The 26,734-nt window shown below is 70.4% G+C and carries 23 protein-coding genes; 14 read left to right on the top strand and 9 right to left on the bottom strand.

The features are described from left to right. Positions 1–4: 4 nt before the first annotated feature. The 3 genes from ABZT04_RS35260 to rhaI form a co-directional block, all read right to left on the bottom strand. Positions 5–1,468 (bottom strand): rhamnulokinase family protein, encoded by a 1,464-nt coding sequence (locus ABZT04_RS35260; RefSeq protein WP_356061599.1) that lies wholly within the window; start codon positions 1,466–1,468, stop codon positions 5–7. Continuing rightward, positions 1,465–3,504 carry a bifunctional aldolase/short-chain dehydrogenase gene (locus tag ABZT04_RS35255; protein WP_356061596.1) on the bottom strand — a complete coding sequence of 680 codons (2,040 nt, stop codon included), beginning with the start codon at positions 3,502–3,504 and terminating at the stop codon, positions 1,465–1,467. Before ABZT04_RS35255 ends, ABZT04_RS35260 begins: the two co-directional genes overlap by 4 nt. Positions 3,505–3,640: 136 nt before the next feature. Continuing rightward, complete coding sequence (gene rhaI, locus ABZT04_RS35250) at positions 3,641–4,801, bottom strand: L-rhamnose isomerase (protein WP_356061593.1); 1,161 nt, start codon at positions 4,799–4,801, stop codon at positions 3,641–3,643. A 262-nt stretch (positions 4,802–5,063) separates the two neighbouring features. Between rhaI and ABZT04_RS35245 the strand changes: the two genes are divergently transcribed. From ABZT04_RS35245 to ABZT04_RS35205, 9 genes are all read left to right on the top strand, one after another. Next, positions 5,064–6,581: a sugar ABC transporter ATP-binding protein gene (locus ABZT04_RS35245; protein WP_356061590.1), complete on the top strand. Its 1,518-nt coding sequence runs from the start codon at positions 5,064–5,066 to the stop codon at positions 6,579–6,581. A 43-nt stretch (positions 6,582–6,624) separates the two neighbouring features. Beyond that, positions 6,625–7,665: an ABC transporter permease gene (locus ABZT04_RS35240; RefSeq protein WP_356061587.1), complete on the top strand. Its 1,041-nt coding sequence runs from the start codon at positions 6,625–6,627 to the stop codon at positions 7,663–7,665. After that, positions 7,658–8,644, top strand: coding sequence for an ABC transporter permease (locus tag ABZT04_RS35235; protein WP_356061585.1), 987 nt, complete (start codon positions 7,658–7,660; stop codon positions 8,642–8,644). The genes ABZT04_RS35240 and ABZT04_RS35235 overlap by 8 nt, the downstream gene beginning before the upstream one ends. Before the next feature lie 69 nt (positions 8,645–8,713). Then, positions 8,714–9,796, top strand: a complete 1,083-nt coding sequence (gene rhaS / locus ABZT04_RS35230; RefSeq protein WP_356061582.1) for a rhamnose ABC transporter substrate-binding protein — start codon at positions 8,714–8,716, stop codon at positions 9,794–9,796. A 32-nt stretch (positions 9,797–9,828) separates the two neighbouring features. Continuing rightward, positions 9,829–10,149: an L-rhamnose mutarotase gene (locus tag ABZT04_RS35225; protein WP_355911338.1), complete on the top strand. Its 321-nt coding sequence runs from the start codon at positions 9,829–9,831 to the stop codon at positions 10,147–10,149. After that, a complete protein-coding gene (locus tag ABZT04_RS35220; protein WP_356061579.1) occupies positions 10,146–11,507 on the top strand; it encodes a BNR repeat-containing protein in 1,362 nt (453 codons plus the stop codon). The genes ABZT04_RS35225 and ABZT04_RS35220 overlap by 4 nt, the downstream gene beginning before the upstream one ends. A gap of 88 nt (positions 11,508–11,595) precedes the next feature. After that, the gene (locus tag ABZT04_RS35215; RefSeq protein ID WP_356061576.1) at positions 11,596–12,627 is read left to right on the top strand and encodes a LacI family DNA-binding transcriptional regulator; all 1,032 of its coding nucleotides are present in this window, start codon (positions 11,596–11,598) and stop codon (positions 12,625–12,627) included. Between the two features lie 102 nt (positions 12,628–12,729). Next, positions 12,730–14,034 (top strand): alpha/beta fold hydrolase, encoded by a 1,305-nt coding sequence (locus ABZT04_RS35210; protein ID WP_356061573.1) that lies wholly within the window; start codon positions 12,730–12,732, stop codon positions 14,032–14,034. Positions 14,035–14,111: 77 nt separating this feature from the next. Beyond that, on the top strand, positions 14,112–14,723 hold the full coding sequence (locus ABZT04_RS35205) for an FxLYD domain-containing protein (RefSeq protein WP_356061570.1): 612 nt from the start codon (positions 14,112–14,114) through the stop codon (positions 14,721–14,723). 12 nt (positions 14,724–14,735) lie between these two features. Here ABZT04_RS35205 and ABZT04_RS35200 read toward each other — a convergent pair whose 3' ends face one another. Continuing rightward, complete coding sequence (locus tag ABZT04_RS35200) at positions 14,736–16,898, bottom strand: PI-PLC domain-containing protein (protein ID WP_356061567.1); 2,163 nt, start codon at positions 16,896–16,898, stop codon at positions 14,736–14,738. Between the two features lie 136 nt (positions 16,899–17,034). Between ABZT04_RS35200 and sigJ the strand changes: the two genes are divergently transcribed. Beyond that, positions 17,035–17,940, top strand: coding sequence for an RNA polymerase sigma factor SigJ (sigJ, locus tag ABZT04_RS35195; protein ID WP_356061564.1), 906 nt, complete (start codon positions 17,035–17,037; stop codon positions 17,938–17,940). A gap of 5 nt (positions 17,941–17,945) precedes the next feature. Beyond that, a complete protein-coding gene (locus tag ABZT04_RS35190; protein ID WP_356061561.1) occupies positions 17,946–18,776 on the top strand; it encodes a pentapeptide repeat-containing protein in 831 nt (276 codons plus the stop codon). Here ABZT04_RS35190 and ABZT04_RS35185 read toward each other — a convergent pair. Further along, entirely contained in the window at positions 18,738–20,264 is a 1,527-nt protein-coding gene (locus tag ABZT04_RS35185; RefSeq protein WP_356061558.1) for a cytochrome P450, read from the bottom strand. The genes ABZT04_RS35190 and ABZT04_RS35185 overlap by 39 nt on opposite strands. A 117-nt stretch (positions 20,265–20,381) precedes the next feature. Between ABZT04_RS35185 and ABZT04_RS35180 the strand changes: the two genes are divergently transcribed. Together ABZT04_RS35180 and ABZT04_RS35175 are read left to right on the top strand one after the other, a co-directional pair. Continuing rightward, positions 20,382–20,990, top strand: a complete 609-nt coding sequence (locus ABZT04_RS35180; RefSeq protein ID WP_356061555.1) for a TetR/AcrR family transcriptional regulator — start codon at positions 20,382–20,384, stop codon at positions 20,988–20,990. Between the two features lie 87 nt (positions 20,991–21,077). Further along, positions 21,078–21,803 (top strand): DUF2470 domain-containing protein, encoded by a 726-nt coding sequence (locus tag ABZT04_RS35175; protein ID WP_356061552.1) that lies wholly within the window; start codon positions 21,078–21,080, stop codon positions 21,801–21,803. Here the strand turns inward: ABZT04_RS35175 and ABZT04_RS35170 are convergent. The 3 genes from ABZT04_RS35170 to ABZT04_RS35160 all read right to left on the bottom strand — a co-directional run bounded on the left by ABZT04_RS35170 (position 21,771) and on the right by ABZT04_RS35160 (position 25,426). After that, a complete protein-coding gene (locus ABZT04_RS35170; RefSeq protein ID WP_356061549.1) occupies positions 21,771–22,979 on the bottom strand; it encodes a lactonase family protein in 1,209 nt (402 codons plus the stop codon). The two genes, ABZT04_RS35175 and ABZT04_RS35170, sit on opposite strands and share 33 nt — an antisense overlap. Positions 22,980–23,105: 126 nt before the next feature. Next, on the bottom strand, positions 23,106–24,143 hold the full coding sequence (locus tag ABZT04_RS35165; protein WP_356061546.1) for a hypothetical protein: 1,038 nt from the start codon (positions 24,141–24,143) through the stop codon (positions 23,106–23,108). A gap of 29 nt (positions 24,144–24,172) precedes the next feature. Continuing rightward, positions 24,173–25,426, bottom strand: coding sequence for an FUSC family protein (locus tag ABZT04_RS35160; protein ID WP_356061543.1), 1,254 nt, complete (start codon positions 25,424–25,426; stop codon positions 24,173–24,175). A gap of 125 nt (positions 25,427–25,551) precedes the next feature. On the opposite strand from ABZT04_RS35160, the gene ABZT04_RS35155 reads away from it, so the two are divergent. Further along, a complete protein-coding gene (locus ABZT04_RS35155; protein ID WP_356061540.1) occupies positions 25,552–26,145 on the top strand; it encodes a TIGR03086 family metal-binding protein in 594 nt (197 codons plus the stop codon). Between the two features lie 19 nt (positions 26,146–26,164). Here the strand turns inward: ABZT04_RS35155 and ABZT04_RS35150 are convergent, their stop codons facing one another. Continuing rightward, positions 26,165–26,731 (bottom strand): CGNR zinc finger domain-containing protein, encoded by a 567-nt coding sequence (locus ABZT04_RS35150; RefSeq protein ID WP_356061537.1) that lies wholly within the window; start codon positions 26,729–26,731, stop codon positions 26,165–26,167. Positions 26,732–26,734: the final 3 nt, after the last annotated feature.

Here is a 26,734-nt window from a genome sequence, read left to right as displayed (position 1 = left end):
CGGCTCACCGCGCGGCGAGCCGGGCCTCCGCGGCCCGCCAGCGGGCGGTGTCGCCCCGCGGTTCGTAGCGGGTCGACGGCTGGGTCCGGGCGAGGAGTTCCCGCATGCCGGCCAGATCTGCGACGAGCCCGTGGGCCCGCGCCTGCACCAGCACATTGCCCAGTGCGGCGGCCTCCGTCGGGCCTGCCACCACCGGCAACCCGCAGGCGTCGGCGGTCAGTTGGCACAGCAGCGCGTTGCGGGTACCGCCCCCGACGATGTGCACGACGTCCACCGGATGGTCGGCGAGGGCCTGGGCGTCGTCGATCGCCCGCCGATGGGCGAGCGCGAGCGAGTCGAGAATGCAGCGCGTGATCTCCGCCCGGGACTCGGGCACCGGCTGCCCGGAGTGGCGGCAGGCATCCGCGATCCGCTCCGGCATCCGGCCCGGCGCCAGAAACCCCGCGTCCCCCGCGTCCACGACCGACCGCAGCGCCGGCACCCGCGCCGCCCCGCGCAGCAACTCGCCCAACTCCGGCTCCCCCCAGGCCCGTACACACTCCTGAAGCAGCCACAGCCCCATGATGTTGCGCAGATAGCGGACCGTGCCGTCGAGCCCCAACTCGTTGGTGAAGTTCGCGGCACGACTCGCCTCGGTGAGTACGGGCGCGTCCAGCTCCAGACCGGCCAGGGACCAGGTGCCGGTGCAGATATAGGCGAAGCGCTCCGCCACGGCCGGAACGGCGGCGACAGCGGACGCGGTGTCGTGCGACCCGACCGCCGTCACCGGCACAGGCCCCCGCAGCCCCGTCTCCTCCAGCACCTCGGCCCGCAGCGCCCCCGCCGGATCCCCCGGCCGCCGAAGCGGCGCGAACAGCCCGAGGTCGATGCTGAGCCGGGATGCGATGTCGTACGACCAGTCGCGCGTCCGGGGATCGATGAGCTGGGTGGTCGAGGCGTTCGTCAGCTCGGTGCCCTGCTCGCCCGTGAGCCAGTAGGACAGGAGATCGGGGACGAGCAACAACCGCTCCGCGCAGCCGAGTTGAGCGGAGTCACGGGCCGCCGCGAGCTGGTACAGCGTGTTGAAGGGCGCGTACTGGAGCCCGGTCGCCGCATACAGCTCGGTCGCGGGCACGGTCGCCCACACCTTCTCGGCGACCCCCTCGGTGCGGGCGTCCCGGTAGTGCACGGGATTGCCCAGCAAGGCCCCGTCCGCGTCCAACAGGCCGTAGTCCACGGCCCAACTGTCGATACCGACGGAGTCGACCCGCCCACCGGTGGCCGCGCCCACCGCCCGTAGCCCGTCGAGGACACCCGCGTACAGCGCGAGAATGTCCCACCGCAGCCCCTCGGGGGTGTGGACGGGCCGGTTGGGAAAGCGGTGGGCCTCCGTCAACTCCAGGGAATCGAGCCCGACATGGCCGACCATGACCCGCCCACTGGACGCGCCGAGGTCGACCGCGGCGTACGCCTTCACGTCGGCGCTCATCGAAGGAAGGCGGCCGCAACGCCGGCGTCGACCGGGACGTGCAGCCCGGTGGTGTGCGTCAAGTCCCCACCGGTGAGGGCGAAGACGGCGTTCGCGACATGCTCCGGCAGCACCTCCCGCTTGAGGATGGTGCGCTGGGCGTAGAACTCGCCGAGCTTCTCCTCCTCGATCCCGTACGTCGCCGCCCGCTGCGCACCCCAGCCGCCCGCGAAGATGCCCGAGCCGCGCACGACACCGTCCGGGTTGATCCCGTTGACGCGGATGCCGTGCTCGCCCAACTCGGCGGCCAGCAGCCGTACTTGATGGGCCTGGTCGGCCTTGGTCGCGGAGTAGGCGATGTTGTTGGGTCCCGCGAACACGGCGTTCTTGGACGCGATGTAGAGGATGTCGCCGCCGAGTCCTTGCGCGATCATCGCCCGGGCCGCCTCACGCGAGACGAGGAACGAGCCGCGGGCCATGATGTCGTGCTGGAGATCCCAGTCCTTGGCCGAAGTTTCCAGCAGGGGCTTGGAGATGGAGATCCCCGCGTTGTTGACGACGAGATCGACCCCGCCGAAGGCGAGCAGAGCGGCCTTGAAAGCCTCGGCGATCTGGCCCTCGTCCGTCACGTCGACCGTGACGGCGACGGCCTTGTCGGGCCCGCCCAACTCCTCCGAAACGGCCTGCGCGCTCTCGGAGTTGAGATCCGCGACCACGACGCACGCACCTTCGTCGACCAGCCGTCGGGCAATGGCCTTCCCGATCCCACTCCCCGCACCGGTCACGAGCGCGACCCTGGTGGCGAGCGGCTTGGGCTTCGGCATCCGCCGCAGCTTGGCCTCCTCCAGGGCCCAGTACTCGATGCGGAACTTCTCCGACTCCTCGATCGGCGCGTACGCCGACACGGCCTCCGCGCCGTGCATCACGTTGATGGCGTTGACGTAGAACTCTCCGGCCACCCGCGCGGTCTGCTTGTCCTTGCCGAAGGAGAACATGCCCACACCCGGGATCAGCACGATCGCCGGGTCGGCGCCGCGCATGGCGGGGGAGTCGGGCAGCGCATGCCGCTCGTAGTAGGCGGCGTACTCCTCACGGTAGGCGGCGTGCAGCTCCTTCAGCCGCGCGATCACCTCGTCCAGCGGAGCGGTGGGCGGCAGATCGAGAACGAGCGGCCTTACCTTGGTCCGCAGGAAGTGGTCGGGGCAGGAGGTACCGAGCGCGGCGAGCCGGGGATGCTCGGCCCGCGCGAGGAAATCAAGAACGACCTCGGAGTCGGTGAAGTGCCCCACCTGCGGCCGGTCCTGAGAAGCGACGGCACGGACATACGGCGCGAGAGCGGCGGCCCGCTCCCGTCGCTCGCCGTCGGCCAGCGCACCGTATCCCTCGACGACGGGCCCGAAGGGCTCAGCCTTCCCACGCTCGGCGAGGAACGCCTCGGCGGTACGGATGATGTGCAGCGAGTTGCGCTCACACTCCTCGGAGCTGTCCCCCCAAGCCGTGATCCCATGCCCCCCGAGCACACACCCCACGGCCTGCGGATTGGCCTTCTTGACGGCAGCGATGTCCAGCCCCAACTGGAACCCGGGCCGCCGCCACGGCACCCACACCACCGTGTCACCGAAACACTCGGCGGTCAGCTTCTCCCCGTCGGCGGCACAGGCCAACGCGATCCCCGAGTCGGGATGCAGGTGATCGACATGCGCCGCGTCCACGAGCCCATGCATCGCGGTGTCGATGGAGGGCGCCGCACCCCCCTTCCCATGCAGGCAGTAGTCGAACGCCCCCACCATCTCGTCCTCGCGCTCAACCCCCGGATACACATCGACCAACGCCCGCATCCGATCCAACCGCAACACAGCCAGCCCACCCTCGGTGAGCGTCCCCAGGTCCCCTCCGGACCCCTTCACCCACATCAACTCGACATCACCCCCAGTCACCGGATCGATGTCAATTCCCTTGGCGGACGCATTCCCGCCGGCGTAGTTGGTGTTCCGGGGATCAGCGCCGAGCCGATGTGAGCGAGCGAGGAGAGAGGCGGCTTGGGGGTGCGTTGCCATGAACTTGGGTCCTTACACGAGAGAGGTGAGTTATATCCCCTAGGGGCGCGGGGCTGTATCGATATGCGGCTCCGCCGCGTGGGCGCGGCCAGCAACAACGGACCCGCACCCGCAAACAACCGATCCGGTCACACACTTACGCTCCCCAACCGGCCTGCTGTCCCCCCACCCGCTCAGCAACAATCCGCTCCTGCCACCCACTACCCCGATACGCCCGCACGGGGTCAGCATCAAGCCCCATATCCTCCCGGACCTCCCCCAACAACGGCCGCACATCAGTGTTGTACGCGTCCATCAACACCGCATTGGCCTCCAACACATCCCCCGCCCGCTGCGCCGCCCCCAACGCCACCGAATCCACGAGCAACGCTTTCGCAGTCGCTTCCTGCACATTCATCACCGACCGAATGATCGCCGGAATCTTCGCCTCGATGTTGTGGCACTGGTCGAGCATGAAGGCGACATCGGCGGTGAACCCCCCACCCCGAATCACCTCGTACATGATCCGGAACAACTGGAAGGGATCCGCCGCCCCCACCATCAGATCGTCGTCCGCGTAGAACCGCGAGTTGAAGTCGAACGCGCCGAGCTTCCCCTCCCGCAACAGGGTCGCGACGATGAACTCGATATTGGTGCCGGGCGCGTGGTGTCCCGTGTCGACCACGACCTGTGCCTTCGGCCCGAGCTTGAGGCAGTGCGCGTACGCCGTCCCCCAGTCGGGCACGTCCGTGGCGTAGAAAGCCGGCTCGAAGAACTTGTACTCCAGCAGCATCCGCTGCCCGTCCCCGAGCCGCTCGTACACCGCGGCGAGCGACTCCGCCAGCCGGTCCTGCCGAGCGGAGAGGTCGTCCTGCCCGGGATAGTTCGTACCGTCCGCGAACCACAGCTTCAGGTCGGTGGAGCCTGTGGCGTCCATGATGTCGACGCACTCCAGCAGGTGATCGAGCGCCTTGCGCCGCACCGCCGCCTCGGGGTGGCAGACGCTGCCGAGGCGGTAGTCGTCGTCCTGGAAGGTGTTGGAGTTGATCGCGCCGAGCTTCAGCCCGTGGTCGTCCGCGAACTTGGCCAGCGCCCCGAAGTCGTCGACCCGGTCCCAGGGGATGTGCAGGGCCACCGTGGGAGCCACACCGGTGAACTCGTGGACCTTCGCGGCGTCCTCCAGCTTCTCCTGCGGGGTGCGCGGCACGCCCTGCTGGGCGAACACCTTGAACCGGGTCCCCGAGTTCCCGTACGCCCATGACGGCGTCTCGACTGCCTGGGTCCTGAGAGCGGCCTTCACCGCGGCGAGATCGGTCACTTGAGGGCTCCTGTGACATGCGACGGAACGACATAAGTATGAAACGATTCAGAGAGGGAAGCTATGAGCCTCCCGAAGAGGTGTCAAGCCCTACGGCGAACCCCGCGTTCCGTGACTCCAACGTGACCTTTGGCTATCGAAAGTTTTTCGACCCGGACCCATTGACGTGACAAGCCCGGCGCGCCTAACGTCCCGGCAACCAAGTTGAAACCTTTCACGACGCTGTGAGGGACTCCCCACCGGCGTCGTCGAGGAGCCCCTCATGACCCACCCGTCAGACGCGGGTCCGGCCCCGGTGCTCGCGCTCAAGGGCATCTCCAAGTCCTTCGGCGCGGTACGCGCCCTGCGGGACGTGTCCCTCGAACTGTTCCCCGGTGAGGTGCACGCACTCGCCGGTGAGAACGGCGCGGGCAAGTCCACCCTCATCAAGACCCTCGCCGGTGTGCACCGGCCCGACGCCGGCCAGGTGCTGCTCGACGGCGCGTCCGTCCTCTTCCACGGCCCCGGTGACGCCCGTGACGCGGGTATCGCCGTGATCTACCAGGAACCGACCCTCTTCCCCGACCTGTCGATCGCCGAGAACATCTTCATGGGCCGCCAGCCGCGCCGCGCGCTGGGCCGGATCGACCACAAGGCCACGTACGCGGCGACCGCCGACCTGATGAAGCGGCTCGGCGTCGAGCTGGACCCGGACCGGCCGGCCCGCGGTCTGTCCATCGCCGACCAGCAGATCGTGGAGATCGCCAAGGCGCTCTCCTTCGACGCCCGCGTCCTCATCATGGACGAGCCGACGGCCGCCCTCACCGGCAGCGAGGTGGCCCGCCTCTTCGGCGTCGTCCGCACCCTGCGCGAACAGGGCGCCGCCATCCTGTTCATCTCGCACCGCCTGGAGGAGATCTTCCAGATCTGCCAACAGGTCACGACCCTGCGCGACGGCGCCCTGATCTCCAGCGAACCGCTCGACGGGATGACCGAGGACGATCTCGTACGGCGCATGGTCGGCCGCGATCTCGACGAGCTGTACCCCAAGCAGGACGTCGAAGCCGGCGAAGTCGCCCTGAGTGTCAAGCGGTTGACCCGCGAGGGCGTCTTCACCGATGTGTCCTTCGACGTACGGCGCGGCGAGATCGTCGGTCTCGCCGGGCTCGTCGGCGCCGGCCGTACCGAGGTGGCGCGAGCCGTCTTCGGCATCGACCGGTGGGACGCGGGCGGGGTCGAGGTCGACGGCAGGGCACTGACGAACGGCGCTCCCTCCACCGCGATGGCCGCAGGGCTCGCCCTGGTCCCCGAGGACCGCCGCGCGCAGGGCCTGGTGATGGACATGTCGATCGAGCGCAACATCGGTCTCACCGGCCTGCGTACGACCGTGAAGGCGGGCCTCGTCGACCGCGGCGCCGAGCGCAGCCGTTCCCTCGACTGGGCGGTGAAGCTGCACGTCAAGTACGCGCGGATCGCCGACACCGTCAACACCCTCTCCGGCGGCAACCAGCAGAAGGTCGTCCTCGCCAAGTGGCTGGCCACCGGCCCCAAGGTGCTGATCGTCGACGAGCCGACCCGTGGCATCGATGTCGGTACCAAGGCCGAAGTGCACCGGCTGCTCAGCGAGTTGGCCGCCGACGGGGTCGCGGTCCTGATGATCTCCTCCGATCTGCCCGAGATCCTCGGCATGGCCGACCGCGTGCTGGTCATGCACGAGGGCCGCCTCAGCGCCGAGATCCCCCGTTCCGAAGCCACCGAGGAAACCGTGATGGCCGCAGCCACCGGGAGGGCCGCCGCATGAACAGGGCCTTCATGACGATCGCAGCTTCCGGGAGGGCCGCCGTATGACGGTCACGGCTCCCAATCCCGCGCCCGCCGCCGAGGTGCCCGAGTCGAGCAGCACCCGGCTGGTCGACCGTGTCTTCAAGATGCGCGAACTCGCCATCCTGGTCGTCTTCCTGGTGATGATCGGCATCACCCAGGCGGGCAACAGCGAGTTCCTGTCCGAGCAAGGCATCAAGGACCTGCTCCTGAACGCGACCATCCTGGTCCTCGTCGCCACCGGTCAGTCGCTGGTCGTCATCACCCGCAACGTCGACCTGTCGGTCGGCTCGACCCTCGGCATCACCGCCTTCGCCACCGGGACCTACCTCCAGGGCGGTGGCAACCCGGTCGTCGCGATCCTCCTCGCCGTGCTGCTCGGCATCGGCCTCGGCCTGGTCAACGGACTGCTCGTCAGTCTTGGCCAGGTACCGGCCCTGGTCGTCACGCTCGGCACGCTCTACATCATCCGGGGCGTCGACTCCATCTGGGTCGGCTCACGGCAGATCACCGCCGCCGATCTCCCGGGCGGATTCGTGGACTTCGGCTCCGGCGGACTGTCCGCCGTGCCCTGGCTCGCGCTGATCGCGCTCGCCGTCCTGATCGCCACCGCCTATTACCTCAAACACTTCGGTAGCGGACGGGAGTTGTACGCCCTCGGCTCCAACCCCGAGGCCGCCCGGCTCGCAGGCATCCCCGTCCGCAAGCGGATCCTCGCCGCGTACACCTTCTGCGGCGGACTCGCCGGACTCGCCGGCGCGATGTACCTGGCCCGCTTCGGCAACGTCGACTCCAGCACCGGCACCGGATACGAACTCACCGTCGTCAGCGCGGTGGTTGTCGGCGGAGTGGTCTTCACCGGCGGCTCCGGCAGCGTCTACGGCGCTGCCCTCGGCGCCCTCCTGCTGACCTCCATCAACAGTGTGCTGCCCGCCCTCGGCGTCAGCAGCGTCTGGGTGCTGGCCATCAACGGCATCCTGCTCATCCTCGCCATCGCCGTCGACCGGGTGGTCGCCCTGCGCGTGGCCACCGCACTGAAGAAGAGGAACGCCCGCCATGCCTGAGTCCATGTCGTGGGCGAACCGCGCGATCCGCTGGGACACGGTCGTCGGCGCCCTCCTGATCGTCCTGTTGCTCTTCTCCTTCTCCTCGGTGGACGGCTTCGGCAACGCGCTGAACCTGTCCTTCCTGATCGGCAACACCCTTCCCATCGCGCTGATCGCCCTCCCGATGACCCTCCTGGTCGTCGCCGGCGAGATCGATCTGTCGGTCGCCTCCACGGCCGGCCTGTCGGGCGCCGTGATGGGCAAGCTGTGGAACGACGGCATGGCGATCGAGACGATCATCCCGATCTGCCTGCTGCTGGGCGTGGCCTGCGGACTGGTCAACGGGCTCCTCGTGACCCGGCTCGGCCTGCCGTCCCTCGCCGTCACCATCGGCACCCTCGCCGCGTACCGGGGTATCGCGCAGATCGTGCTCGGCTCCAACGCGGTGACCGACTTCCCCACGCAGTACCTGGACTTCGCGTCCGCACGGCTCGGCACCACGTTCCTGCCGCAGGCCTTCCTGCCCTTCCTCGTCCTGCTGGCCATCGCCGTGGTCGTCCTGCACGCCACCCCCTTCGGGCGGTCGTTGTTCGCGATCGGCGCCAACGAGGAGGCGGCACGGTTCGCCGGCATCCGCGTCAAACGGCAGAAGCTGATCCTGTTCACGGTGACCGGGCTGATGGCCTCCCTCACCGGTGTGTTCTGGGCGCTGCACTACGCCAGCGCCCGCTACGACAACGCGACCGGGCTCGAACTGTCCGTCGTGGCAGCGGTGTTGCTCGGCGGTATCGACTTCGACGGCGGAAAGGGGACGTTGGGAGGCGCGATCGCGGGTGTCTTCCTGCTCGGGGCGCTGCAGAACGTGATGAGTCTGCTCAATGTCTCGGCGCAGTCCCAGATCGTCGTCACCGGTGTGCTGCTGGTCGTCTCCGTGCTCGGGCCGCGGGTCGCACGCCAGATCTTCAATGCCAGGGCGGCAGCGCGCGCCGCCGGATAGGTCGTTCGCCGGCTGTGGCCGGCCGCGCGGTTCCGTCTCCGTCACCTTCGTATCAAAGGACCCCAAGCCATGCGCAAGTCATCCCTCCGCCGTGCCTGCGCGGCCCTCGCCGCCGTGACCTCTTTCGCCGTCGCGGCCACCGCCTGTGGCGGCACCACCAAGAACGGTGTGAAGGACAGCAACACCTCCGCCGCCTCCGCGGGCAAGGCCGACCCGAACGCCGCCCTCAAGAAGGGCCTCACCGTCGGCTTCCTGCCCAAGCAGGTCAACAACCCGTACTTCACCTCGTCCGACAAGGGCGGCGAGAAGGCCCTCACCGAACTGGGCGAGAAGTACAAGGAGGTGGGCCCGACCAGCGCCACCGACACGGCGGGCCAGGTGAGTTACGTCAACACGCTCACCCAGCAGCAGGTCAACGCGATGGCCGTGTCCGCGCAGGACCCGGGCGCCCTGTGCACCGCGCTCAAGCAGGCCATGAGCAACAAGATCAAGGTCGTCACCTACGACTCCGACACCAACCCCGGCTGCCGCAACGCCTTCGTCTCGCAGGCCAGCGCCGAGGACCTCGGCCGCACCGAGGTGCAGTTGCTCGCCCAACAGATCGGCTACAAGGGCGAGATCGCGATCCTGTCGGCCGCGCAGACCGCGACGAACCAGAACACCTGGATCGGGTTCATGAAGGAGGAGTTGAAGGACCCGAAGTACAAGAACATCAAGCTGGTCAAGGTCGCCTACGGCAACGACGACGCCCAGCAGTCCTTCCAGCAGACCCAGGGCCTGCTCCAGCAGTACCCGAACCTGAAGGGGATCATCTCCCCGACCACGGTCGGCATCAAGGCCGCCGCCCAGTACCTCTCCGGCTCCAAGTACAAGGGCAAGGTCAAGCTGACCGGCCTCGGCACCCCCAACGACATGCGCAAGTACGTCAAGAACGGCACCGTCGACGGCTTCGAGCTGTGGGACCCGGCGAAGCTCGGCGAGCTGGCCGCCCGGACCGCCGTGGCCCTGGTGTCGGGGCAGATCACCGGCAAGGAGGGCGAGACCTTCAAGGCCGGCGACATGGGCTCGTTCACCATCGGCAAGGACGGCGTGATCAACCTGGGCAAGCCGACCGTGTTCAATGCCAAGAACATCGACCAGTTCAACTTCTAGTCCCTCAAGTCCTCTACATCTATGGGGTGTTGATGCAGCGCGTGTGCTTCCTGCTGAAGGTCCGGGCGGACCGCCTCGACGAGTACCGCGAGCGGCATGCCGCCGTGTGGCCCGAGATGCTCGACGCACTCTCGGCCACCGGCTGGCACAACTACTCGCTCTTCCTGCGCGAAGACGGCCTGCTGGTCGGCTACTTGGAGACCGAGGACTTCGCCGCCGCCCAGGCCGGCATGGAGGCTACCGACATCAACGCCCGCTGGCAGGCGGAGATGGCGCCGTTCTTCGAGTCCCTGGACGGCGCCCGTCCCGACGAGGCGATGAAGCCCCTCACGGAGGTGTTCCACCTCTCATGACCGCCGCCGGAAGCGGCCTCGCCGCCCCCACACTCACCCTGCTGGACCGCACCCAACTGGACGCCACCGCCGTCTACTTCGTGTCCTACGACGGCCTGGTCAACAACAATTCGTTCCAGAAGAACGGCCTGTTGACCTACAAGGGACACCAGTACGCGGCCTGGTACACCGCAACCCGCAACGCGGTCGTCGCCCGCCGCGCCCTCGGCGCCACCACCTGGTCGAGGATCACCCTCGCCCACACCCTGAAGAGCGACGACTCCCACAACGTCATCTCCATGGGCGTCTCCAGGGTCGACGGCCGCCTGCACCTCAACATGGACTCCCACAGCGACGGCTTCTTCTACGTGAAGTCGATCGCCGGCCTCCTCGACAACCCGGCGTCCACGGCATGGACTTCGGCCGCCTTCGGAGCCGCACAGACGACACTCGACGGCGTCGCCCTCACCACCCAGTTCACCTACCCCCAGTTCATCTCCACCCCCGAAGGCAGACTGCAGCTCAGCTACCGCGTCGGGATCTCCGGCAACGGCCGCAACGCCCTTGCGGAGTACGACGGTTCGGCCTGGACCGCGCTGGGGGAGTGGACCGCCGCGACCGGCACCTACACCAGCACGCACGGCTCCAGCACCGCCCGCAACATGTACCTCCACGGTATCGACTACGACGTGAACGGCCGCCTGCACGCCCTCTTCACCTGGCGCGAGCAGTCCGCCGCCGTGATGTGCGACGCCGGTGGCCTCACCAACCACGACACCGGCTACGTCTACTCCACGGACCGCGGCCGCAGTTGGCGCAACGACGCCGGAACGGCCGTAGGAACAACAGGCAGTTCGGACATTGTGTCCGTCACGGACAGTGGACTGGTCGTGGACTCCCTGAACCCGGACCACTCACTGATGAACCAGGAGAGCCAGACCACCGACTCCACCGGCCTCCCGCACGCGATCATCAGCTATGTCCCCGGCCGTTTCGGCCAGTGCACCACGGACTACGTCACCGACCGCATCGCCCACGGCCGCGCCTTCCACCTCCGCAAGAACTCCGCCGGCACCTGGCAGAAGACCGAGATCCCCATCGCCCTCGCCTCCAGCCAGCGCACCAGACTGGTCCTCGACAGATACGACAACGCCTACGCGGTCCTGCCCTACGGCCGTATCGCGGGCGCCTCGAAGGCCTCCGGGCACACCGACTGGGCGCTCCTGTACGACGCGAGCGATCTGAACGCGTTCGGCGAGGTGGTCGTCGACGAGCTGCGGGTGCGGGCGGACAACGTGCTGTCGATCATGTACCAGGAGAAGTCGAGCGGTACGACCCCCTCGCCACTCCACGTCGTCGACTTCGCCCTGCCCGCGTGACCGGGACGGCCGCCGGAGTCGCCGAAGGTCATGACGGTAATGTGAAGGTCTTCCCGCCGCCCCATGTCACCCTGGAGGTCTCCGCCTGATGGCCCAGCCGGTGGGTATCAAGGACGTCGCCCGTGCCGCCGGAGTCTCCGTCGGCACGGTCTCGAACGTCATCAACCGCCCGGACACCGTCGCCACGGAGACCCGGGCCCGGGTGCTGTCCGCGATCGACCGCCTCGGCTATGTCCGCAGCGAGTCGGCGCGGCAACTGCGCGCGGGCCGCAGCCGGATCATGGGGCTGCTCGTCCTCGACATGGGCAACCCGTTCTTCGTGGACGTGGCCCGCGGCGCCGAGCGGGCCGCGCGCGAGGCCGGGCTCGGGGTCATGGTCTGCAACAGCGCGCAGAGCCCCGGCGAGGAGGCCGAGTACCTCTCGCTCTTCGCCGAACAGCGGGTGCGGGGCGTGCTGTTGAGCCCGGCCGACGCGACCGGACGCAACATCGACTCGTTCCGCCGGCACGGCATCCCCTTTGTGCTCGTCGACCGTGTCGCCGAGGGCACCACCGAGTGCTCGGTCTCCGTCGACGATGTCGCGGGCGGTGCGCTCGCCGTGCGACACCTCATCGACGCCGGGCACCGCTCCATCGCGTACGTCAGCGGTCCGCCCGGCTTCAACCAGGTACGGGACCGCCGTACGGGCGCCAAGAACGCGCTCGCCGAGGCCGGGCTTGACCCCGACGCGCTGCGCGAGCTGCCCACCGACCGGCTCGACGTGGCCGCCGGACGAGACGCCGGAGCCCGCCTGCTCGGTCTCGCCGAGCGGCCCACCGCCGTCTTCTGCGCCAACGACCTCCTCGCCCTCGGCGTGCTCCAGGCGATGTACGCGGCCGGGGTCGGCGTCCCCGACGACCTCGCGATCGTCGGCTACGACGACATCGAGTTCGCCGCTGCCGCCGCCGTACCGCTCACCTCGGTGCGCCAGCCCGCCGTCACCATGGGCGCTCTCGCCGCCGAACTGCTCCTGGAGGAGACCGAGGCGGAGGCGGCGACCGCAGCCCGCCCGCACGAGCACCGGCGGGTCGTGCTCCAGCCGGAACTGGTGGTGCGCCGCTCCAGCCTCGCCGCCCGCTGACTCGCCGGTCAGTACGATTTCATGATCCAGGGGGTCGGATATCGGACGCGCATGTGCTGAACTGTGACGCGGCCCGTCATCCCGTCCGTCCCAGGAGCCCCGTTGTCCGTCAGCTACCGCCAGCCCGGCGTCGTCCTCACCGACCGCCGCTTCACCGTGCCCCTCGACCACGAGGACCCCACGGGCGAGACCATCGAGCTCTACGCCCGTGAGGCCGTCGCGAGCGACAAGGCGGACCAGGAGGACCTGCCGTGGCTGGTCTATCTCCAGGGCGGACCGGGCTTCGGGGCGAATCGTTTCGTCGGACGGCAGGCCTGGCTCGACCGGGCCCTCGACGAGTACCGCGTGCTCCTCCTCGACCAGCGCGGCACCGGCCACTCCACCCCGCTCACCCGCCAGACGCTCCCCCTGCGCGGCGGCCCCGCCGAGCAGGCCGACCACCTCACGCATTTCCGCGCCGACTCGATCGTCCGGGACTGCGAAACCATCCGCCCGTCCCTCACCGGCGGCGCCCCCTGGACCGTCCTCGGTCAGAGCTTCGGCGGCTTCTGCACGGTGAACTACCTGTCCACCGCCCCCGAAGGCCTGCGCGCCGCCCTCGTCACCGGCGGCCTGCCGTCCCTCGACGCCCACGCCGACGACGTCTACCGGGCGGCCTATCCGCGCATCGAGCGCAAGGTCGCCGCCCACTACGCCCGCTACCCGCAGGACGTGGAACGGGCCCGCCGCATCGCCGAACACCTGCTGTGCCACGAGCCGGTCCTCCCGGGCGGCTACCGGCTCACCGCCGAGGCCTTCCAGTCCCTCGGCATCATGCTCGGCGGCAGCGACGGCAGCCACCGCCTCCACTTCCTCCTGGAGAACGCCTTCGTCCGCACCCCACAGGGTCACGAACTCTCCGACGCCTTCCAGGAAGAGGTCCAGAACCTCCTCTCGTACGCCGGCCATCCCCTCTACGCGCTGGTCCACGAGGCGTGCTACGGCCAGGACGCCCGGCCCACCGCCTGGTCGGCGGAGCGGGTGCGCGCCGAGTTCCCGCAGTTCGACGCCGCCAAGACAATCGCGGGCGACGGGCCCCTCCTCTTCACCGGTGAGTCGATCCACCCCTGGATGTTCGACTGCGACCCCGCCCTGCGCCCGCTCCGCGACACCGCCGAACTCCTCGCCGCCCGCACCGACTGGCAGCCGCTCTACGACCCGGCGCGCCTCGCCGCCAACGAGGTGCCGGTCGCCGCGGCCGTCTACCACGACGACATGTACGTCGACGCGACCCACTCCTTGCAGACCGCCCGTTCGATCCGCGGTCTGCGCACCTGGGTCACCGACGAGTTCGAGCACGACGGCGTACGGGTCGGCGGCCCACGCGTCCTGGACCGGCTGATCGCGCTGACGCGCGACGAGGCATGAGGTAGTCCGGGCGAGGCCTCACCGGGTGGCCGACAAGGACATGCCGCATCGAAATTTCCAACATAAGGTTCATTTCGATGAATACCAAGTCTCTCCGCCGGGCCCGCCCGGCCGCCCTGGTCCTCGCCGTCGTCGCGGCGAGCACGGTCGCGCTGGTGTCCTGCGGCGACGACAACAACAGCTCCGGCAGCAGCTCGCAGGCCTCGATCCCGGACACGGCCTCCTTCTCGGGCATGACTCCGTCGGCCCTGAAGTCGGCCGCCTCCTCGGCGATCGCGTCGGCGAGCGCCCGGGCCTCCGCCGCCGCTTCCTCCGCCTCGGCCGCCGCGTCCTCTTTCGAGGCCTCGGTGTCGGCCGAGGTCTCACGCGCGAGCAAGGACGCCCAGAACGAACTCAAGGGCGTCACGGGCGAGGGCAACGCGATGGCGGACGTCACCATGACCGGCAAACCGCGCGCTCAGACCGGCGGACTGCTCGCCGTCGTCGTCACCATCACCAACAAGACCACCAAGAAGGCGTCCTACGCCGTCCAGGTCGAATTCCTCGACTCCTCGGGGAAGGTGGTCGAAAGCCGGTATGTCGGCGCCGAGGATCTCGCACCCGGTGCGAAGGCCCAGCCGGTCGCCATCAGCACGAAGCCGCCGGAGCCGGTGCTGACCCCCAAACTGGCCAAGGCGCAACGCTATTGAGCAACAGGGCGCTCAGCGCTGTGAGTTGAGCGTGTCCACGGCCCCGCCCGCGTCCCCGATCGTCGTGTAGTCCACGGCGACGAAGTTCACCGGCCGACCGCGTTCCCGCTCACAGCGGTGGACGCGGTCGAGCACGTACCGGCGGGCGTTGACCTCGCCCGCGTCCAGGCGGCTGCCGCCGTCGATGGTGATGAAGTGGTTGAGCAGGAACAGGCGTTTGTCGCTGCCACCACGATGCGGTACGCAACTCATCGCGTCCGGCGTGCGGAACGCGAACGGGGTCTCCATGCCGTAGTCGTAGAAATTGCGGTACCAGGGCGCCGGACCGTCGGCCCGCTCGGCGAAGACGACGAGTCGGCGCCCGCTGTCGACCATGTCGCCCAGGGTCGGCCAGGGCCTGGTGGGATCGGGGTCCGGGGTGTGCACCAGGTCGTTCAACCCGGCCTGTGTGAAGGCCTGTTCGGTGTCCTCGCCGCTGATCGCGTCCTGCACGATCAGCGTGACGATCTCGGTCGGATGGGCGCGCATCCAGTCACCGATCTCGCGCAGCGCGGGCACCAGGGCGACGGCACCGGCCCGGCACACCGAGTGGCACAGCCACAGCCCCTCGCGTGGCGGGTTGACCCTGTTCACGGCCGAGGCGATGAACTCCCGTTGTTCCGGGGTGAAGTCGGACTCGGCGAGCCGCGCGGTGATCTCGTCCGGGCGCTCCCAGCGGTAGGTGTCGATCTGCAGGGCGCGCACCCCGTCGTCCAACTGGGCGGTGATTCCCGGGTCTTGGAGCGGGCCGATGAACCGGTCGACGGTCGTCGACATCGCGTTGTGCGAGGTGAGGTAGGCGACCTCGTCGTAGGGCCGGTCGCACAACTTGGCGCTGCCCTCGCAACTGCGGGACGTGGTGGGCGTGATGGCGTACGGCACCAGCAGGACACCGGCGACGGCGACGCCGCCCGTGGCCAGGGCCAGCCATCGCAGCCGGGGCAGTACGGGGACGTGCGGCCGGACCTGGAGGGCCCAGCCCACGCCGGTCAGGACGGCGCCGGCCAGCACCGGGATCAGAGCGGTCGTCAGGGCGGTGGCCGTGATCCGGTCCACGGCCGTGCGCTGCACATCGTCGACCAGCCGGGCCAGGCTCGGCGGCCAGGAACCCGGCGGATCGATCACCCATCCACCGCTGACCAGCCGGAACAGCACGGCGACCAGCCCGGCCAGCACCCCACCGGCCGCGAGCGACCAGCCCAGGGGGAGGAGCCGGCCCGGAGCCGTCGAGCCGCCGTAGACCCACAGCATCGTCAGCGCGACGACGAGGAGGGCCGAGGCGAGGGCCTCGGTGAGGCCGAGTCCGACGGCGGTGTAGGCGCGGGCGCGGTGGAGGGGAGCCAGGTCGTTGCCGGATGCGGCGAGGGTGTCCGTGAGGTTCCAGATGCCGCCGTCGAAGGTCGCCCGCAGTTGAGTGGCGGCCGTCCGGGTCCGGTCCGACACGACGGCGGGGGCGACGGTGGCGAGCGCGGTCGCGACATCGCCGTCCCGCAGCGCGGCCTCGACCGTCGGACGCAGGGCGTCCCGGTCCGCGGCGGGCAGACCGCTCACCAGCGTCGCGGTCGCCTGCTCCGCCTGTGTCTCGGTCAACGGCAGTGTGGGCAGCCTGGTCGGGACGTGCCCCGCGGTCACGGCGCCCAGGGCGGTGGACAGGTCGGCCGAGAAGCGGTCGAAGTCGGGTTCGGTCCGGTTCTGGACCGAGGCGACGAGATCGCCGAAGTAGATCTGCGCCAGGTCGTTGAGATGGGTCAGCACCGGCCGCAGATCGACCGTGAGGACCAGCGAGTCGCGCTCGCCGCCCAGGTAGCCCACCACGGCGTCGATCTGCCGCTGGGTGAGGTCCCGGACCGTCTCCGGCGGCAGCACCAGCTTGAGATTGGAGGTCACCTGGGCCTCCGGAACGGGCAGCCGGGCCAGCAGCCCGCGAGTGACGGCCGCCGTGCGCGGATCGACCAGCACCTGGTTGTAGAGCCGGTCGTAGGCCTTCTGCTCGTCCAGCGCCGAGCGGTAGAAACCTGGAGAGACGACGGTGGAGCGGGCCGTGGCCGCGAGGGTGAGGACGGCCGTGGCGAGGACGGCGAGGGCCATGGCCGCGATACGCGGGAGCCTGCGGGACGCGACGCCGACCGGGTCCATGATTCATCGTCGGCCCGCCCCCTCCGCCCCGCAAACGGACGGCGGGACGCCGAAAACGGCGTGGCCGTGGCGGCGGCGGGCGTGATTGGATCACCCGGGCCTGCGTACGACCACGGATTCCACGACGGGGGACGGCATGGACGAGACGGAACTGCTGGCGGACCGCTTCGAGGAGCACCGCGGCCGGCTGCGCGCGGTGGCCTACCGCATGCTCGGCTCGCTGCCCGAGGCGGAGGACGCCGTCCAGGAGACCTGGCTGAAGCTCAGCCGCACCGACGCGGACGAGATCAGGAACCTCGGCGGCTGGCTCACCACGGTCGTCGGCCGAGTCTGCCTCGACCTCCTGCGCTCCCGCACCAAGCGCCGCGAGGAACCCATCGACGAGACCCTCTCCGAGACCTTCGTCCCCGACCCGCTGATCAGGCCCCTGACGGACCTCGACCCCGAGGCGGAAGTCCTCCAGGCCGACTCGGTGGGCCTCGCCCTCCTCATCGTCCTGGAGACCCTGGAACCCGCCGAACGCCTCACCTTCGTCCTGCACGACATGTTCGCGGTGCCCTTCGACGACATCGCCCCAATCGTGGAACGCACACCGGCCACGACCCGCCAACTCGCCAGCCGGGCCCGCCGCCGGGTCCAGGGCGCGGCCCCGTCCGCCGACCCCGACCTCGGCCGGCAGCGCGAGATCGTCGAGGCCTTCCTCGCCGCCGCCCGCGAGGGCGACTTCGACGCGCTTGTGGCCCTCCTCCACCCGGACGTGGCCCTGCGCGCCGACTCCGGCGCGCTGGTACGCGGCGCGGCCGCCTCCAAGGCGATGCGCGGCGCCCACGCGGTCGCCGAGCAGGCCCTCATGTTCGCCCCGTTCGCCCACTTCGCCCGACTGGCTCTGGTCAACGGCTCGGTGGGGCTCGTCAACGCAGAGGAAGGACAGGTGCTCTCAGTCATGGGCGTCACCGTCGCCGACGGCCGGATCACCGAGATGTACATCCTTTCCGACCCCGACCGGCTGGCCCGCCTCGACGCGAGCGGGTCAGTACGCTGAAGGACATGGAAGACCACATAGCGGACCGGTCCGATCTGCGCGGCGACTGCGAGCGGTGTTTCGGACTGTGCTGTGTGGCGCTGCCCTTCACCCGCGCGACGGACTTCGCGATCGACAAGGCCGCGGGCACGCCGTGCCCCAACCTCCGGACTGATCACCGCTGCGGAATCCACGCGAAGCTCCGGCAGACGGGCTTCAGCGGTTGCACGGTCTACGACTGCTTCGGCGCCGGGCAGCAGGTCTCGCAGGTCACCTTCGGCGGGCAGGACTGGCGTACCGGGTCGAAGGATCAGGCACGCCGGATGTTCGACGTGTTCCCCGTCGTACGCCAACTCCACGAACTGCTCTGGTACTTGACCGAAGCACTCACCCTGCCACCGGCCGAGTCGATCCACGCCGAGGTGCGCGGGGCGCTGTCCAGGACCGAGGCGCTCACGCGCGGCACACCGGAAGAACTCGGCGCGCTCGACGTGGGCGCGTACCGGCAGGAGGTCAACGTGCTGCTGCTGCGGACCAGCGAGCTGATGCGAGCCGGGGCGAAGGGGAAGAAGAAGGACCGTCGTGGCGCCGACCTCATGGGCGCCCGGCTCAAGGGCGCCGATCTGAGGGGGGCCGATCTGCGCGGTGCCTACCTCATCGCGGCCGATCTCACCGGGGCCGACCTGCGCGGCGCGGATCTGATCGGTGCCGATCTGAGGGACGCCGACCTCACGGACGCCGATCTGACCGGCGCCTTCTTCCTCACCCAGCCCCAGGTCGCCGCGGCCCGGGGCAGCGCGGGCACCAGGCTGCCGGGGTCAGTCGTCCGCCCTGTGCACTGGGCAGCGGGCCTCTGAGGGACTGTCGTCCGCGACCACGACCGGTGCGGCCGTCGCGGGTGCCGTGCGACGGTCCAGGTGCAGCCGCAGTCCTTCCGGCATCAGGGTCAGGCGTTCGGTCACGCGGAGCCGGTACGCCGGGTCGGGGCGCAACTCGTAGCGTCGCAGCAGCAGTCCGAGGACCAGCGTCGCCTCGTGCAGGGCGAACTGGCGGCCGATGCAGGCCCGCGCCCCCGTCCCCCACGGTTTGAAGGTGTGCGGGGCGCGGGAGCGTACGGCCTTGGCGTCGAAGCGGTCGGGGTCGAACTCCTCGGCGTCCGCGCCCCACACCTCGGGGTCGCGGTGCAGCATCGGCGTCAGGATCAGCGCCCAGGCGCCGCGCCGCACCGGGTGGACCCCGGCGACCTCGGTGTCCCGGGTGGCCTCACGGGCGTAGGCGGGCGCCGTCGGCCAGAGCCGTAGCGACTCGTCGAGGACCCGGCGGACGTACCGCAGCTTGGCGACCTGGTCGTAGGCCGGGATCTCGGCGTCGCCCCAGACCTGGTCGATCTCGGCGCGGGCGCGGGCCGCGACGTCCGGGTGGCGGGCGAGGTAATGCAGGGCGAAGGACAGAGAACCCGAGGTGGTCTCGTGGCCGGCGACCAGGAAGGTGATGACCTGGCGGCGGACGTTCTCGGCGGAGAGCCGCTCGCCCGTCTCCGGGTGCGTGGTGTCCAGCATCCGGTCGAGCAGGTCGCCGTCGCCGCTCGCCGTACGGCGGGTCCGCACCAGGTCGTCGACCGTGCGGTTGAGGTAGGCGATGTCGGCCTCGTTGCGGCGGGTCGCGGTGCGCAGCAGGAGCGGGGCCAGCGGTGCGGGCACGGAGTTGAGGCGCTGTGCGTAGCTGAGCGTGCCCACCATCGAGGTCACGAAGGGGTGCGGGCGGTCGCGTTCGAATGAGCCGAAGTCGTGGCCGAAGCCGGTGCGCGCGATCGTCTCCAGCGTCAGCTTGGTCATGTCGCCGGGCACGTCCACGGCTCGCCCGGCGGCCAGCTCGCGGTCCCAGTGGTCCGTGAGCCGCTCGGCCACGGACAGCATCATCGGGTGGTAGCCCTCCATGGCCTCGCGGCTGAAGCCGGGAGCGAGGACGTCGTGCGCCAACTGCCAGTTCGGTTCGTGGTTGTACGCCGTGAAGAGCCCGTCCCCGGCGACCGGCCGCAGGTTGGCGACGCCCAGGCCCACATGCTTGGCGAAGCGCGACTCGTCCGCCATGTCGGCGACCAGGTCGGCGCCCCACACGAACATGAACTCCTTGCCGAAGGCCTTCCGCCGGAAGATCGGGCCCAGTTGGCGGGCGTAGCGGAGGGAGTCCTGAAGGGGAGTGCGCCGGTCGGCGCCGATGACGTCACCGAGCAGCGGGACCCGGCGTGGGGGATGCGGGATGAGGTCGAGGCGGGGCCAGCCCTGTTCGGCGTCCCGGAATCCCTTCGGCAGTGCGGTGGGCGTGGCCGTCGTCGTCTCCGCCATGACGCGATCTCCCTTGAGTCAGCGGACCGTTGAAGGCACCGGGCCTGTTGTACGTGGGTTCAATAGTGGGTTTCAGTGTGATCCCGTCGTTGAACCGACGTCAAGTAAAGTGCGGGAATGGCCGCGAACCAGGGTGAGCGCACACGCCGCCGGCTCAGCACCGGGGAGCGCCGGGAGCAACTCCTCACGGTGGGCGCGCGGTTGTTCTCGGAGAACCCCTACGACGATGTGTGGATCGAGCAGGTCGCCGAGATCGCCGGGGTCTCCCGCGGTCTGCTCTACCACTACTTCCCGACGAAGCGGGACTTCTTCGCGGCCGTCGTCGAGCGCGAGAGCGAGCGGATGCTGCGGATGACGGCGGCCGTCCCGGGTGTGCCCGCCCGTGAACAGCTCGCCGTCGGCCTCGACACCTATCTGGAGTACGTGCACACGCACGCGCACGGCTATCGCGCCTTCCATCGCGCCGACGCGGCGGGGGACCAGACCGTACGGCGGGTCTATCAGCGGGCGTTGGCGGCGCAGGAGCGGCAGATCCTCGCCGCGCTGGCCGCGGACCCCGAGTTCGGGCAGGCCGTCGGGGAACGGGCCGATGTGAAGCTCGCGGTGCGCGGCTGGCTGGCCTTCACCACCGCCGTCTGCCTGGAGTGGCTGCGGGGCCCGGAGTTGAGCCGGGAGCAGGTGCGCGATCTGTGCGCGCGGGCCCTGTTGGGCGTCATCTCGCCCTGACCGACCGGTGAAGAGATTGCGTGGCGTGGTTGGCGTGCGCCCCGATCTTCGGTAAGTTAGGCAAGGCTTACCTAAGGAGGTTCAGGGATGGGTGACAGTCAATCGTGGACGGCCGCGCCTGCCGCGGCCGAGCGGGCCCGCTCGGTGCTCGCCGCCGCATGGTCCTGCGCGGTGACCGCGGAGGGCGGTCGCGAGGAGTTCGTCGGCGCGCACAGCGTGGACGACGAGGGCCGGGTGCTCCTCCAGGTGCCCGAGGACAGCGCCCTGCTCGCGGCCGCGATCTGCGCGCCGCGCGGAGAGCCGTCCGCGGTCCTGGAGTTCGCGGACGTCGCGCCCGTCCCCGTGCGCAACCGCATCCGGGCCCGGCTGTGGCTGGCCGGCTGGTTCGTGCCGGAGGAGGGCCAACTGGCCTTCCGGGCGACGCGCGTGGTGCTGCGCCCGCCGTCCGGCGCGGTCGTCGTCGACCTCGACGAGTTCGCCGCCGCCGAACCCGACCCGCTGGCCCTCGCCGAGGCCCAACTGCTGACCCATCTCGCCGACTGCCACTCCGACGCCGTCGAGCGGCTCACCCGCCTCGTCGAGCCGGACAGCCTGCACGGCGCGGTCCGCGTCCAGCCCCTCGCCGTCGACCGGCACGGACTGACCCTGCGCATCGAGCGGGCCCGCGCCCAGGGCGACGTACGACTGCCGTTTCACACGCCCGCCGACACCGTCGACCAGCTCACCGAGCGCATGCATGTGCTGCTCACCCAGGCCAGCGCCGCGTCCTGCCCGCGCCCGCTACAGCGGCAGCGCACAGACGGCGACCGGTGAGGCGAACGGCTCGCCCGCGAGCCCCAGTTCACCGCTCTTGTCATCCACGCTGAACACGCTCACGGTGCCCGACTTCTGGTTCGCCGCGAACAGCAGCGCCCCGTCCGGCGAGAACGCGATCTGCCGCGGGAAGTCACCGCTCACCGGCACAGTCCCGAGCAGCTTGAGCCGGGCGCCGTCGGCCTCGACGGCGTGCCGCGCCAGGGTGTTGTCGCCCCGGTTGGCGAGAAAGGCGTACGCGCCGTCCGACGTCACCAGGATCTGTGCCGGGTAGTTGGTGGTGTTGCCGGTGCTGCCCGACGACTGCGGGGCGCCGATCGACAGGGCGCCCGTGGCCGGGTCGTAGGCGCAGACCGCGATGGTGTCGTCGACCTCGTTGGCCAGATAGGCGTACCGGCCGCCGGGGTGGAACGTGAGGTGGCGCGGGCCCGCGCCCGCCCGGGTGTGCGCCTGGGAGACCTCGGTGAGTGTGCCCTTCGTGGTGTCCAGGCGGTAGGTGTAGACCGTGTCCGTGCCCAGGTCGACGGCGAGGACATGGCCGCCGTCGGGACTGGTGACGAACTGGTGCGCGTGCGGGCCGTCCTGGCCCGGACCCGGCTGCGGAGTCGAGTGCTTCACCAGAGCGGTGTGCTCGCCGAGCGCGCCCGAGGCGTCGATCGGATGCACGGCCACGCTGCCGGACGTGTAGTTGGCGCTGAGCAGCCAGCGTCCGGTCGGGTGCACGGACAGATGGCAGGGGCCCGCACCACCGGTGCTCCGCGCGCCGAGCACCTTGCGGTCCGCGAGGCGTACGGCGGTCACCGCGCCGGCCGTCTGCTCGTCGACCGCGTACAGCGTGCGGCCGTCGGGGTGCACGGCGAGATACGACGGGTCGGCGACGCCGGTGAGCGTGCCGGCGCCGGTGATCCTGCCGGTCGACGCGTCGTAGGTGGCCAGACCGATGCCGGTGCCGCCGCCGTCGACCGAGGTGTACGTGCCGAGGTAGAGGGGGCGGGGGCCTGCGGCCTTCCCGCTGCGGCGCGCGGCCGGTGCCTGGGCGGTCGTAGGAGCGGATTCGGGGTCCGCCGGTGGTGACGCCGGTGCCGGGACCGCGACCACTGCCGCGGTTCCCGCCAGGGCGCCGAGGAAGCGGCGCCTGCCCCAGCCTCCGCGTGACGCCTGCGCATCACTGCTCATACCCACACCCTCAGGTCGTCGCTCGCCTCTGTCCTCACAACCACCTTGGCGTGGACGACCGGTCGAGCGCAAGAAGGGCAACGTCCGTTGCGGAGGGTGCAATGGAGGGGTGGATGGCGGGGCGATCTACCAGTCGCCGTCCTCCACCGGCTTGCCCTGCGCGTCCTTGAGGGGCTGCACCTGGTCGGGCGTGGGCTGCTGCCAGGGTTCGTGGTCGTCGCCCAGCCAGTCGCCCACCGGCTTCACCGCACCCAGGGTGTCGGTGGGGGCGAGATCCTCGGCGTCGTGGTCGTAGTAGTCGAACCAGGGGAGCCCCGCCCGGGTGTACGCGGCGCGGTCCACCGGCGACGGCGGCGGCTCCTCGCCGGTGATCCGGCGCCACTCCGGGGGCGTCACCAGGTGCACGAACACCCGCCCGGCGGGTTCCTCGGCCCAGGCATCCAGCGGCCGGTCGTCCTCGTAGACCTCCTGGCGCATCGAACCGCCGATACCGAGCCCCATGGCAACGGCGGACCGGGACGGGGCCGCCGGAGCGCCCGGTGCCGGAGCGGCCATCGGCATGGCAGGCATGCCGTAGCCCCCGGGCGCCATGGTGGTCGCGCGCGTTCGCTTCGAGCGGTGGCGCTCCTTCTCGCGCCATCTGGCCAACTCCCGCTCGGTGAGCGGGAAGGACTGGAGCTGCACCCCTCCCCACACCTCCTCGCCGGTGACCTGGCCCTCGATCGTGGCTCCCAGGCCCAGCGGGACCGCCACGAACTGACGGACCGTCCCCCGGCCGGAGTTGATGCCGTCGAGCCACGGCTGGCGGGGCAGCACCAGGTAGTTCTGCGGGTGCCGGGACAGCCGGTCGCTCCACGGCTTGCCCGAGACCGCGCACACCTTGCCCACCCCGACCTGGAGCGCCGCCGGCTTGCGCGTGCCCGCGAAGCTCAGCCACATCGCCTCGCGCAGGTACACCGGCAGCATCACGCCACCGCGCGCCCGCCACTGCTCGGGCACCGTGTCAGGGAAGTCCGCGACCCGCCGGACCGGGAACTCACCCAGCCCCGGCGGCAACGCGTGCGTACCCGTCTCCGGCAACCGCAGGGTGCGGACGAACCGCACCGCCACCCCACCGGGCAACCGCAAGGTGTTCCCGTCGATCCGCACGCTGCTGTCCTTCATACGCCCGCGCCCTCCGTCGCCCCACTGCATCACCTAGAACGACCGGCGCCCGTGCCCCGGTTCCTGCGCAGCCGCTCCGGCACGCCCACGCGCTCACGCACCCAGGTCAGCCGGGGCATGCGGGCGCGCTGCTCACTGGTGCACCGGTCGAGCTCCTCCAGCAGCCGGCGGGAGCGGTGCTCGGTGTCCAGCTCGTCCAGGATGCGGTTGACCTCGGTCAGTACGGCACCCAGCAACTGCCACTGGGCGGCATCGCGCTGCACCTCCTCCAGCAGCAGTTGCGCCAGCTTGTCGCGGGTCGCGGCGGCGGTGTGCAGCTCGGCGGTGAGCCGCGACTCCGCGGACTCGGCGCTCACGCTCACATCGGTGGTCACCAGCACCGCGAAACTGACCACGGCGTCACCGATCTCCGACAGCAACTGCTCCACGGCGGCGCCCGTGGACGGCGCGAACAGCGGCTCGGGGTCGCGCTGTTTCGCCAGGTCGGTGAAGGTGCGCGCGAGGACACGCAGCACCACCGTGCAGATCTCCAGCGTGTCCAGACCGGTCCGCAGCACGACCCGGTGCAGCAGCCCCTCCCGGACCCGCGGGTTGAGGCGCAGGCTGTCCTCGGCCTGTCTCAGGGCCGCGTCCACCTCGACGATGTCGTGGTCCAGCCGGCGTGCCTCGTGCAGCCGCGCGGTGGCGTGGTCGACCGGGGTGCGGCCCGCCGCCTCCTCGCCCATACGCCGCATCAGCCGCCGCAGCCGACGGGACAGCCCCTCGATCGACTCACCGGCCTCGTCCACCCACACCGGGGGAGCCAGCAGCAGATTGCAGCCGAGCCCCACGACCGCGCCGATCAGCGTCTCCACCACCCGCGCCCAGGCCGTGTCCCCGACCGTCGTCACGCCGAGGACCAGCATCGCGCTGATCGCCACCTCGGGCACATACTCCTCGACCCGCACCACCCGACCGACCGCCAGCGCGGCCACGATCAGCAGCGCCAGGCTCCACCAGGTCAGACCGACCAGCAGACTGAACGCGATGGCGACGAGCACGCCCGCGACCACCGCGCCGATCCGGCGGATGCCGTTGGTCAGGGTGGCGTACAGGGTCACCTGGACGACGAGCAGCGCGGTCAGGGGAGCGGTCAGTGGCGCGGGCTCCGGGCTCAGCCGCAGCGCGACGACGTACGCGACCGTCGCCGCGGTCGCCGATCGCAGCGTCTGGACGACCACCGGGTCCCGGTGCCGTCCCACGAACCGCACCAGTGGCACCGTCCACTCACGGACATCTCGCATCCTTGGCCTATTCCCTCTCGCCGGATGCCCTGAACGTACCCATTGAGGACCGTAACTGTCCGCAAGGCTTCCTAGATTGTCATCATCGGTCATCGCGCCACGGCACGAAGGGGAGGGGAAGGTTCATGACGAACATCCAGGGCATCGAGGTGCTGACCCGCTCGCACGACTACCTGCGCGAGGTGGTCGCCGCCGTGCCCGGGAGCGCCTGGGCCGCGCCCACGCCGTGCAGCGAGTGGACCGTACGCCAGGTCCTCAACCACGCCCGCATCGACCAGCAGGCCTACGGCCTGGTCCTCACCGGCGACCGCCCCGACTCCGACCCCTTCCACCCCGCCGACGCCCTGGACGGAGACCCGGCCGCCGAACTCGACAAGGCGCTCCGCGCGGTGGCCGACGGCTACACCCGCCTGCCCGCCGACACCGACCAGGTCCCGACCCCGCTGGGCCCGATGCCCCTCCCGCTCGCCGCGGCCACGGCCGCCATGGACGCGGCCGTACACGCCTGGGACATCGCCGTGGCGACCGACCAGAACCGGCCACTGAACGCGGACCTCGCCGAGGCCATCTGGCCGGCCGCGGACCGTCTGGTCGACCAACTCCGCGACGCGTACCGGGTGTTCGCTCCCGCGCGCGAGGTGAAGGACGGGTACGACAGGGGCGAGGCTCTCCTCGCGTTCCTGGGGCGCGACCCGCACTGGATGCCTGCCGGGTCCTGAGGAGAACCCCACCCCGCGTTCACCGCGTAACGGCCGCCCGGCTCCGCGACCGATAACCCGCGATCTTCGCGAGGTTCCCGCAGCGGTCCATCGAGCACCAACGGCGGCGGCGGGCCTGGGAGTCGTCCAGGAAGAGGAGAGAGCACTCCGGGTTCTCGCACTCCTTGACCCGCTCCAGCAGCGGACTGTCGACCAGCAGGACGCCGTCGCGGGCCACCGTCGCCAGCGCAGCGCGTGCCGGGTGTGCCGACTTCCAGCGTTGGGCGCCCAGTTGGGGCGCCAGGTCCGGACGGGCGGCGGCTTCGTTGACCCGCTCGACATCGGCCGCCGCCGGTTCCCGGCCGGCCATCGCGTCCCGTACGACGCGGTAGAGCGCCTCGCGCAGGGTGCGCGCGTCCGTCAGCTCCCGGGCCGTGACCCGCACCGGGTCGGTGCCCGCCGACAGCTCGGCCTCGGTGATCCAGGCGGCCAGGGCGGCCGGGTCGGGGAGCCGCTCGACGGGTGTGCCGTGCCGTTTGCCGAGGGTCGCCACGAAGTTCAGGCACGGGCGTCCGCCGATGAACGGAAAGACGGGCGGGAGGGTCATGGC

This window comes from Streptomyces sp. NPDC005492, assembly GCF_040605995.1.
Taxonomy (GTDB): Bacteria; Actinomycetota; Actinomycetes; order Streptomycetales; family Streptomycetaceae; genus Streptomyces.
The sequence above is the reverse complement of the archived record's forward strand: the minus strand, read 5'-3'. Positions and strand labels throughout refer to the sequence as shown.